General features: G+C 69.7%; 9 protein-coding genes and 1 pseudogene. 2 read left to right on the top strand and 8 right to left on the bottom strand.

The window, feature by feature from the left end; genetic code table 11:
- Positions 1 to 316: 316 nt before the first annotated feature.
- From fis to prmA, 3 genes are all read right to left on the bottom strand, one after another.
- Entirely contained in the window at positions 317 to 589 is a 273-nt protein-coding gene (fis, locus tag V1318_RS19880; protein ID WP_055904222.1) for a DNA-binding transcriptional regulator Fis, read from the bottom strand.
- Between the two features lie 121 nt (positions 590 to 710).
- Entirely contained in the window at positions 711 to 1640 is a 930-nt protein-coding gene (locus V1318_RS19875; RefSeq protein ID WP_332941502.1) for a DUF3426 domain-containing protein, read from the bottom strand.
- 46 nt (positions 1641 to 1686) lie between these two features.
- Positions 1687 to 2607, bottom strand: a complete 921-nt coding sequence (gene prmA / locus V1318_RS19870) for a 50S ribosomal protein L11 methyltransferase (protein ID WP_332941501.1) — start codon at positions 2605 to 2607, stop codon at positions 1687 to 1689.
- A gap of 271 nt (positions 2608 to 2878) precedes the next feature.
- Between prmA and V1318_RS19865 the strand changes: the two genes are divergently transcribed.
- Complete coding sequence (locus V1318_RS19865; RefSeq protein ID WP_332941500.1) at positions 2879 to 3886, top strand: hypothetical protein; 1008 nt, start codon at positions 2879 to 2881, stop codon at positions 3884 to 3886.
- Positions 3883 to 4224: pseudogene (locus V1318_RS19860) on the top strand (hypothetical protein); the annotation flags it as partial. The gene V1318_RS19865 and the pseudogene V1318_RS19860, both read left to right, overlap by 4 nt.
- 237 nt (positions 4225 to 4461) lie before the next feature.
- Here the strand turns inward: V1318_RS19860 and V1318_RS19855 are convergent.
- The 5 genes from V1318_RS19855 to aroQ all read right to left on the bottom strand — a co-directional run bounded on the left by V1318_RS19855 (position 4462) and on the right by aroQ (position 8192).
- Entirely contained in the window at positions 4462 to 5172 is a 711-nt protein-coding gene (locus tag V1318_RS19855) for a hypothetical protein (protein ID WP_332941499.1), read from the bottom strand.
- Positions 5173 to 5403: 231 nt separating this feature from the next.
- Complete coding sequence (accC, locus tag V1318_RS19850; RefSeq protein WP_332941498.1) at positions 5404 to 6771, bottom strand: acetyl-CoA carboxylase biotin carboxylase subunit; 1368 nt, start codon at positions 6769 to 6771, stop codon at positions 5404 to 5406.
- 54 nt (positions 6772 to 6825) lie between these two features.
- Positions 6826 to 7209, bottom strand: coding sequence for a four helix bundle protein (locus V1318_RS19845; protein WP_332941497.1), 384 nt, complete (start codon positions 7207 to 7209; stop codon positions 6826 to 6828).
- A gap of 17 nt (positions 7210 to 7226) precedes the next feature.
- On the bottom strand, positions 7227 to 7703 hold the full coding sequence (accB, locus tag V1318_RS19840) for an acetyl-CoA carboxylase biotin carboxyl carrier protein (RefSeq protein WP_332941496.1): 477 nt from the start codon (positions 7701 to 7703) through the stop codon (positions 7227 to 7229).
- Positions 7704 to 7745: 42 nt separating this feature from the next.
- Positions 7746 to 8192: a type II 3-dehydroquinate dehydratase gene (aroQ, locus tag V1318_RS19835; RefSeq protein ID WP_332941495.1), complete on the bottom strand. Its 447-nt coding sequence runs from the start codon at positions 8190 to 8192 to the stop codon at positions 7746 to 7748.
- Positions 8193 to 8434 lie beyond the last annotated feature (242 nt).

Raw genomic sequence — 8434 nt, 5'->3', positions numbered from 1 at the left:
AAAACGGCGCGCGTCCTGCGCGCCGCCCTTCGGGTCTACGGTTGCTCGCGTGGGTGCGGGGCTATGGATTCCAATGCTGCGGCAACGGCAACGGCAACGGCAACGGCAACGGCAACGGCAACGGCAACGGCAATGGCAATGGCAATGGCAATGGCAACGGCAATGGCAACGGCAATGGCAACGGCAACGGCGCAGCCGCGGCTGCGGCGAAGAGAAAAGAAGTGTTGCCTTCCCGCAGACAGCCTTACGCGCGCGGCGTTCCGCGGGTCCGAGGGTTAGGAGGCATGGGTTTCCGGCCGTTACGGCGCGGAAGGGATCACTCGAGGCCGTATTCGCGTAGTTTCTTGCGCAGGGTGGCGCGGTGGATGCCCAGCATGGAGGCGGCGCGGCTTTGGTTGCCGTCGCAGTGTTGCAGGACTTCGGCGAACAGCGGGATTTCGAGTTCGCGCAGGGCGATCTCGTAGAGGTTCTCGGTGCCGCTGCCGTTGAGGTCGCCCAGGTAGCGCCGGATCGAGGTGGCCACGTGGTCGCGCAACGGGACGCGCGGTCCGCTGCGGGTGGCTTCGTTGCGATCGGTTGCGGCGTTCAAGCGGTTCCCCTGATGCAGTGTCGTCCCGCCGGGCGGGTGCCAGGCGCTGAGCGCGGCGGACGGGCGGGAGGGGGAGTCTAGCGCGCGACGGTCGCGGCGGACAACGCGACCGTCGCAGATTTCATTGGAAGTCGAAGGTGAATGCGACGATGCGGGGAGCCGGTTCGACCACGTCCAGTTGCACCGTCGCGCTTTGGCCGGGGGCCAGCTCGTCGGTGGGGGTGTGGCCGCGACGGTAGTCCGAGGGAGCGAACGCGCGCTGGCCGACCTCCCGGCCATCGACATCGGACAAGGTCAACAGCAGCGTCGGCCAGCGCTGCGGCCAGCGTGCGTCGTTGCGGAAGCTGGCGTTGACGCGCAGCACGCCCGGCGCACCGGGGCTGGGGCGGACGTTGCGGCCGAGCATGGTGTAAGCGGTGGGCTCGTGCCAGGGCGGCAGGCTGCAGCGCAGGACGCCGCACAGCGCGCCGACCAGCGGGCGCCAGCGCGCGTCGGCGGCGAGTTCCTGGCGTTGGGCCAGGACCAGCTGCAGCGCCAACGCGAGCAGCAATACGGCGATCGCGGCGAGCGCGCGCCAGTCGCGGCGCGGCGGCGCGGCGGCGTGGGTTCCGCGCACGAAACTGGGGGCGTCGCGCTTGGCGCGCGCCGCGCGCGCGTTGCGGGCCGGGCGGGTGCGCGTGTCGGGCAAGGCCGACGCGGCCACCGCTTCTTCCAGCGAGGGCACCGCGGCGGCGGTGGCGTCGGCATCGGCGCGGTCGGCGTCGGTGGCCGGGTCGGACAGGTCCGCGTCGGCGCGGTCCGGCTCCGGCTCCGGCGCGGTCGACTCGGCCGCGCCCGCGGCCGGCCCGCCGCCGGCGCGTTCCACCGGCGCGTCCTGCGCGGCCGCGTCGGCGCCGGACTCCGCCGCGACGGCGGCGCCGTCGGCGGGCGCATCGGCTTGCAAGGGGCGCTCGCAACGCGGGCAGCGCTGCGGCGTTTCGCGCGCGCCGCTGCCGGCGGCAGGCAGGATCAGCGCGACCAGGAATCCGCAATGTGGGCAGGCGACGAACATCGGCGTATTCAAGCACGCCGGCTTCGCCGCTGTCCGCCCCCCGGACTCAGCGGCGACGCGTGCCCGTGACGCGCATCCAGTCTTCGAGGCGGTCCGCGCGCAGGTCCTCGAAGGCGTCGGCGTAGCGCGCCAGCACTTCGTCCTCCTGCCCGGCGAGGATGCCCGACAGCGCGATGCGGCCGCCCGGCGCGACCCGCGCGGCCAGGGTGTCGGCCAGGGCGATCAGCGCCGAGGCGAGGATATTGGCGACCACGATCGGGTAGGTCGCGACCGGCTCGTCCTGCGGCAGGTGGACCTGCATGCGTTCGGCGACGCCGTTGCGCTCGGCGTTGTCGGCGGTCGCGAGCAGGGCCTGCGGGTCGTTGTCGACGCCGACCGCGTGGGCGGCGCCGAGCTTGAGCGCGGCCAGCGCGAGGATGCCCGAGCCGCAGCCGAAATCCAGCACGCGCGCATCGCTCAACCGGCCGTCGCCGGCCAGGCCGTCCAGCCACTGCAGGCACAGCGCGGTGGTCGGGTGGGTGCCGGAGCCGAAGGCCAGGCCCGGGTCGAGCCGGATCACGGCGGCGTCGGGCGCGTCGGCGCCTTCGGGCAGCTCATGGTTCCAGGGCACGATCCAGGTCCGCGCGCCGAAGTGCAGCGGCACGTACTGGTCCATCCACGCGCGCTCCCAGTCCTGGTCCTCGACCGCGCGGAAGCGCGCCTGGGTCCAGTCCAGTCCGGCGTCGAAGGACTCCAGCGCGGCCAGCAGCACCAGCGCGTCGGTGTCGTGCGGGAACAGCGCGCTGAGCACGATCTCATCCCACAGCGGGGTCTCGCCGACGCCGGGTTCGAGAATGGCGTGCTCGTCGTCGGTATCGGCGTCGGCGTCCAGCATGGTCACCGCCAGCGCGCCGACATCGTCCAGCGCGGTCTCGTAGCGCGGCTGCTCGGATTCGCGGCAGCGCAGGGTCAGTTCGAGGAAGGGCATCGCGGTCGCAAGGGATAACGGGGCCGCATTATCCCACCCTCGGCGTGATTTCGGCCCGGCGGCGGCCGCACAAGCCGTTCGTGCCGCCGTTGGCGCCGGTGGGCCGGCCGGTCCGCCGGCCGCGTCGGCGTCGGCTGGCGGCTTGCTTTACTATGGATGCCATCAGGGCGCTACCCGACCGGCGCGTGCAGGCTGCGCGGCGGGCAAGGGCGGGCCCGTGCGACCCAGGCCGCAGGCGCCAAGCCCGCATGCGGCGGAGACCAGGACCGTAATGTCCGACTTGCTGACATCCCGGATCGAGAAGCAGGCGCCGCCCGCGGCTCGGGCCGGCGTGTTCGCTTCCGGGCGGCCGATGTGGGCGGTGGCGGCCTTGGCCTTGCTGGCCGGCGGCGCCCTGTATGCGCGGCGCGGCCAGATCCTGCCCGAGACGGCGCCCTCGGCGGCCGCCGCCTCGACCGCCGCCGCCGTTTCCTCGGTGGATGCGCTCCATAACCAGGGCGATCTCGATGCCGACGCGCCGCAGCGCACGCGCGCGCGGTCGCCGGCGCAGCGCCTGCGCGATCGTTTCGAACACAGCGACGATCTCTACGGCTACGCCCAGGAACTGGGCCCGGCGGTGCGCGCGGGCGAGCCCGAGGCGACCTGGATGTTCAGCCGGGTGCTCGACTATTGCGCCGGCTATGCGGCCTCGCCCGCGGACTACGGCCGCGACACCCAGGCCATCGCCGGGATGAACCTGCGCACCTCGGCGGCGATGGTGGCGGCGCGCAATCGCGTCGGCCAGCGTTGCGCGCGCTTCACGCCCGCCGACGATCTGTCCTACGCCACCATCCAGCGCACCCGCATCCGCGCGGCCAAGGCCGGCAGCCTGCCGGCCGAAGCCTCGCTGCTGGGCATGGACGAACCGCTGCAGGACGACGACGCCTATGTGCGCGACCTGATCGATCGGGTGCGCAACTCGCTGGATCCGGAGGCCTTCTTCGCGATCTCGCCGAAGATGGGCATCGCCTCCAGCGGCCGCCGCAATTTTTACGGACCGGTTGCCGGTACCCAGTTCTCGGAACTGGCCTGGCAGCTGGCCGCTTGCAGACTGGGACTGGATTGCAGCCCCAACAGCGTGCTGATGACGACCTATTGCGCCAACGGAGGTATCTGCTCGCAGGACCCTAACCAGGACTTCAGCAGTTTCGTTTTCGACGCGGCGGTGCCGCGCCAGGGAACGGAAGTGATGAACGACATGGTCAACGGTCTTGTCGACGGAACGAGGATAACCAAATGAAAGACAAGCGCTTTGTAAACAAGGCCAAGCTGCTGTTCTGGGTGCTGCTGTTCGCCGCCTATTCGGTGGGCGCGGCCGGGGTCGTGATCGACGTGCTCGCCGACGACTACAGCGAGCTGTCGCAGGTCGCGGTGACCACGGTGCACTCGCCGGAACAGACCCGGCGCGCGAGTTCGGCGCAGATCGCGGCGATGTATCGCGCGCAGAGCGGCACGCCGTTCTCGTCGCTGCCGCCGGGCAGCACCTTCAAGGTGGTCTGGCCCGACGGGTCCAGCGAGTACGTGATGATCGTCAGCCCGGCGTCGACTTCCGGCGCGCAGCCGATCCAGGGCACGCAGTCGCGGATGCAGGACGGGGTGGCGGTGCCGGCGCCGGATCTGGGCAAGGTCGGCGACCTGGGCGAAGTCGGCGACGTGACGGTGCCGCGCAACCTGGATTGAACGCGCACGGATCGCCCCGGCGGCGCCGGGGCGCGCTGCGGATCGACCGTCGATCCGCGGCGGCCGTCGTCCCCGGCGCTCACGCGCGCCGGGATGCATGAACCGCAGGGCCGCCGTCGAGGCGGCCCTTTCGCATCAGCCGCCGACCAGCTGCACCGCGTCGACGTAGCTGTAGCCGTTCTCGACGTTGTTGGCGAAGGTCAGCTTGACGCCCTTGGCCTGGTAGGCCGTGGGCTCGAACTTGCGCACGATCCAGGTACGGCCGCCGCGCTCGTCGCGCTTGCTGTCGCTCAGGCCGCTCCAGACGGTGTGGGCCTGGCCGGCGGCGTCGATCAGTTCGATCTTGGTGATGCCCTTGGCGCCGTTGCCGCCTTCCAGCGCGACCCGCACTTCGCTGGCGCTGACCGGCTTGTCGTAGCTGAGTTCGATCCAGTCGAAACCGACGCTCTGGCTGTTGTTGCTCCAGGACTCGTCGTTGGCCGGGCCGGTGGCCTGGTACGGCGAATAGGATTCCTTCGCGGTCGAGTCCTTGCCGTTGGCCGAGCCGTAGGAGGTGCTGGCCTTGGCCGCGCTCGCCCACTGGCCCTTGGGGTCGTTGAGGTAGCCGTCTTCCATGGTCGCGAAGTCGAGCTTGGCCTGGGCCTGGGCGCGCTCTGCGTCCTCGGCGCTGGGCTCGGCCGGGGCGGCGGCGGGCGTGGCAGGCGCCGCCGCTTCGGGGGCCGGCGTGGCGGCGCTGCTGGCCGTCGCAGCGGGTTCGGCCGCGGGGGCGGCTTCGTCGGCGGCTTTCTTGCAGGCGCTCAGCGACAGGAACGCTGCGGCGGTCAGTACGAAAATTCCGTGTTTCATACGGGGGCATACCTGATTGGGGTCGGGGACCGCTGGCGCGCAGGGCCGGTGGCCCGGGCGCGTGGCGCGGCGCGGTGAAGATTACGCAAAAACCCGGCGCCCAGGGCACGGCTGGCGACGGGCGCGGGGCTGGGCGGATCGAGCGGCGGGCGCCGCGTTGCTGGCGATGTCGCCCACTAAAAAGGCGGCGCCGGTTGCCCGGCGCCGCCTCGATCCGTGCCGCCGTCGCGATCAGACGATCGAGATCGACTTTTCCTTCTGTTCCTTGAGCCGCTTTTCCAGGTAATGGATGTTCATGCCGCCCTGCTGGAAACCGGCGTCGGACAGGATGCGCTGCTGCAGCGGGATGTTGGTCTTGATGCCGTCCACGACCATCTCGCTCAGGGCCACGCGCATGCGCGCGATCGCGGTCTCGCGGTCGGGGCCGTGCACGATCAGCTTGCCGATCATCGAGTCGTAGTTGGCCGGGACGCGGTAGCCCTCGTAGATGTGGCTGTCCACGCGCACGCCCGGGCCGCCCGGTGCGTGGAAGTGCTGGATCAGGCCGGGGCTGGGCAGGAAGCTGTCCGGGTCCTCGGCGTTGATGCGGCATTCGATCGCGTGACCGGACAGGACCACGTCGCTTTGCTTGATCGACAGCTTGTGGCCGGCGGCGATCATCAGCTGCTCGCGCACCAGGTCGATGCCGGTGACCAGCTCGGTGACCGGGTGTTCGACCTGGATGCGGGTGTTCATTTCGATGAAGTAGAAGCGGCCGTTCTCGTACAGGAACTCGAAGGTGCCCGCGCCGCGGTAGCCGATGCGGATGCAGGCCTCGACGCAGACCTTGCCGATCTCGGCGCGCTGCTCGAGGCTGATGCCCGGCGCCGGCGCTTCCTCGACCACCTTCTGGTGGCGGCGCTGCATCGAGCAGTCGCGTTCGCCCAGGTGGATCGCGTTGCCCTGGCCGTCGGCCAGCACCTGGATCTCGACATGGCGCGGGTTCTCCAGGAACTTCTCCATGTAGACCATGTCGTTGCCGAACGCGGCCTTGGCCTCGGACTTGGTGGTCTGGATCGCCGCGTTGAGGTGGGCTTCGGTGTGGACCACGCGCATGCCGCGGCCGCCGCCGCCGCCGGCGGCCTTGACGATGATCGGGTAGCCGATCTCGCGCGCGATCTTGATGTTGGCGGCGTTGTCGTCGCCGAGCGGGCCGCCGCTGCCGGGCACGCAGGGCACGCCGGCGTCCTTCATGGCGCGGATCGCCTCGACCTTGTCGCCCATCAGGCGGATGGTGTCGGCCTTGGGCCCGATGAAGATGAAGCCGGACTGCTCGACGCGCTCGGCGAAGTCGGCGTTCTCGCTGAGGAAGCCGTAGCCGGGGTGGATCGCCTGGGCGTCGGTGACTTCGGCCGCGGCGATGATCGAGGCCATGTTGAGATAGCTCTCGGTCGATGGCGCCGGGCCGATGCAGACCGACTCGTCGGCCATGGCGACGTGCTTGAGGTTGCGGTCGACGGTGGAATGCACCGCGACCGTGCGGATGCCCAGCGCGTGGCAGGCGCGCAGGATCCGCAATGCGATTTCGCCGCGGTTGGCGATGACGACTTTATCAAGCATAGGAGTGCCGGGAATAGGGAATCGGGAATGGGGAATCGCTAAAAGCGGGATACGTCATGGCTCGGTTCCTTGCTTGCCCAGCGCATTCATCAGAGCGGTAAGTTTTGCGAATACCCGGTCAACGAGGCCTGCGATCGAAGGAGAATGCTCGGCGAATCCCAGTCGAACGGCGATTTGTTGCTGCGTATCCAGTTCCGAAAGCGAGCCTCTGGCGATCGACAGGAACCGCAGGTATTCCGGGGTCGAGCGCCTAGCCGCGCCTTCGGCGATGTTCGACGGCACGCTCACTGCAGCACGCCGTAGTTGAGCGGTTAAACCGAAGCGCTCGGAATCGGGAAAAGTTCGGGAAAACTGGTAAATCGCTTCGACGAGGTCCATCGCATCGCGCCAGACCTCCAGCCCCTCGTGAGGCCGCTTTGACGATTCCCTATTCCCCATTCCCGATTTCCGGCCCCTTAGCCGATCACGAACAGAGGCTGATCGAACTCGATCGGCTGGCCGCTCTCGGCCATCACCTTGAGCACGGTGCCGGAGACGTCGGCTTCGATCGGGTTGAACATCTTCATCGCCTCGATGATGCCCAGGGTATCGCCAGCCTTGACCGACTGGCCGACGCTGACGAAGGCGGGCTTGTCCGGCGAGGGCGAGGTGTAGAAGGTGCCGACCATCGGCGCGCGCACCACGTGGCCCTCGGGCAGGTCGTTGGGCTTGGCGCTGCCGCCGGTGGCGGCTTCGGTGGGCGAGTGCATCGGCATCGCCTGCGGCGGGCGCTCGGCCATCGGCGCGGCCTGCATCATCGGCTGGGCCACGGCGTAGCCGCCCTTGGGCGTGCGCGCCAGGCGCACCGACTCTTCGCCCTCCTTGATCTCGATCTCGGCGAGGTTGGATTCCTCGAGCAGGTCGATGAGTTTCTTGATTTTGCGCAGGTCCATGGGCGGGCCTCAGGTAATGCCCCGGGTCGCGGGGCGGTGGTTTCAGGATTGGGGAGCGAGCCGCTGCAGCGCGGCGTCCAGCGCGTAGCGGTAGCTGTCCGCGCCGAAGCCGCAGATCACGCCCAGCGCCAAGTCGCTGAAATAGCTGGTGCGGCGGAAGTCTTCGCGGCTGTGCGGGTTGGACAGGTGGATCTCGATGAAGGGGATCGCCACCGCGGCCAGGGCGTCGCGCAGGGCCACGCTGGTGTGGGTGAACGCGGCCGGGTTGATCAGGATCAGGGCGGTGCCGTCGGCGCGCGCGGCCTGGACGCGATCGACCAGGACGTGCTCGGCGTTGGACTGCAGGCTGTCGTAGCGGTGCCCGGCGGCCTCGGTGCGCGCGCGCAGGTCGGCGTCGATCTGCGCCAGCGTGGTGCGGCCGTAGACCTCCGGCTCGCGCGTGCCGAGCAGGTTGAGGTTGGGGCCGTGCAGGACCAGAAGCGTCGCCATCGGAACCGGAGCGGTGGCCTTCAAAGGGCGGCAGTGTGCGTGAAGGCCGGTGCCATGTCCAGAAGTTCGCCGCCAAATCGGCGAAGTTGTTACAATTTAAGCAGTTGTTTGAGTGGCGACTCTAAATTTGGCGGCCCCGTTGCACGTTGCCGGCGCGATCGCCGACGATGGCGCAGGCAGGCGGCGCGATGCGCATGCCGGCACGGTGGTGCCAGGGGCGGGTGCCTGTCAATCGGGGAGGG

It is taken from the genome of Lysobacter sp. CCNWLW3, from assembly GCF_036697405.1.
Lineage (GTDB): Bacteria > Pseudomonadota > Gammaproteobacteria > Xanthomonadales > Xanthomonadaceae > Lysobacter.
The sequence above is the reverse complement of the archived record's forward strand: the minus strand, read 5'-3'. Positions and strand labels throughout refer to the sequence as shown.

Coding starts and splice junctions, on each gene's coding strand:
- V1318_RS19875 (WP_332941502.1), bottom strand. CDS start 1,640: ATGTTCGTCGCCTGCCCACATTGCGGATTCCTGGTCGCGCTGATCCTG.
- prmA (WP_332941501.1), bottom strand. CDS start 2,607: ATGCCCTTCCTCGAACTGACCCTGCGCTGCCGCGAATCCGAGCAGCCG.
- V1318_RS19865 (WP_332941500.1), top strand. CDS start 2,879: ATGTCCGACTTGCTGACATCCCGGATCGAGAAGCAGGCGCCGCCCGCG.
- V1318_RS19855 (WP_332941499.1), bottom strand. CDS start 5,172: ATGAAACACGGAATTTTCGTACTGACCGCCGCAGCGTTCCTGTCGCTG.
- accC (WP_332941498.1), bottom strand. CDS start 6,771: ATGCTTGATAAAGTCGTCATCGCCAACCGCGGCGAAATCGCATTGCGG.
- V1318_RS19845 (WP_332941497.1), bottom strand. CDS start 7,209: ATGGGGAATAGGGAATCGTCAAAGCGGCCTCACGAGGGGCTGGAGGTC.
- accB (WP_332941496.1), bottom strand. CDS start 7,703: ATGGACCTGCGCAAAATCAAGAAACTCATCGACCTGCTCGAGGAATCC.
- aroQ (WP_332941495.1), bottom strand. CDS start 8,192: ATGGCGACGCTTCTGGTCCTGCACGGCCCCAACCTCAACCTGCTCGGC.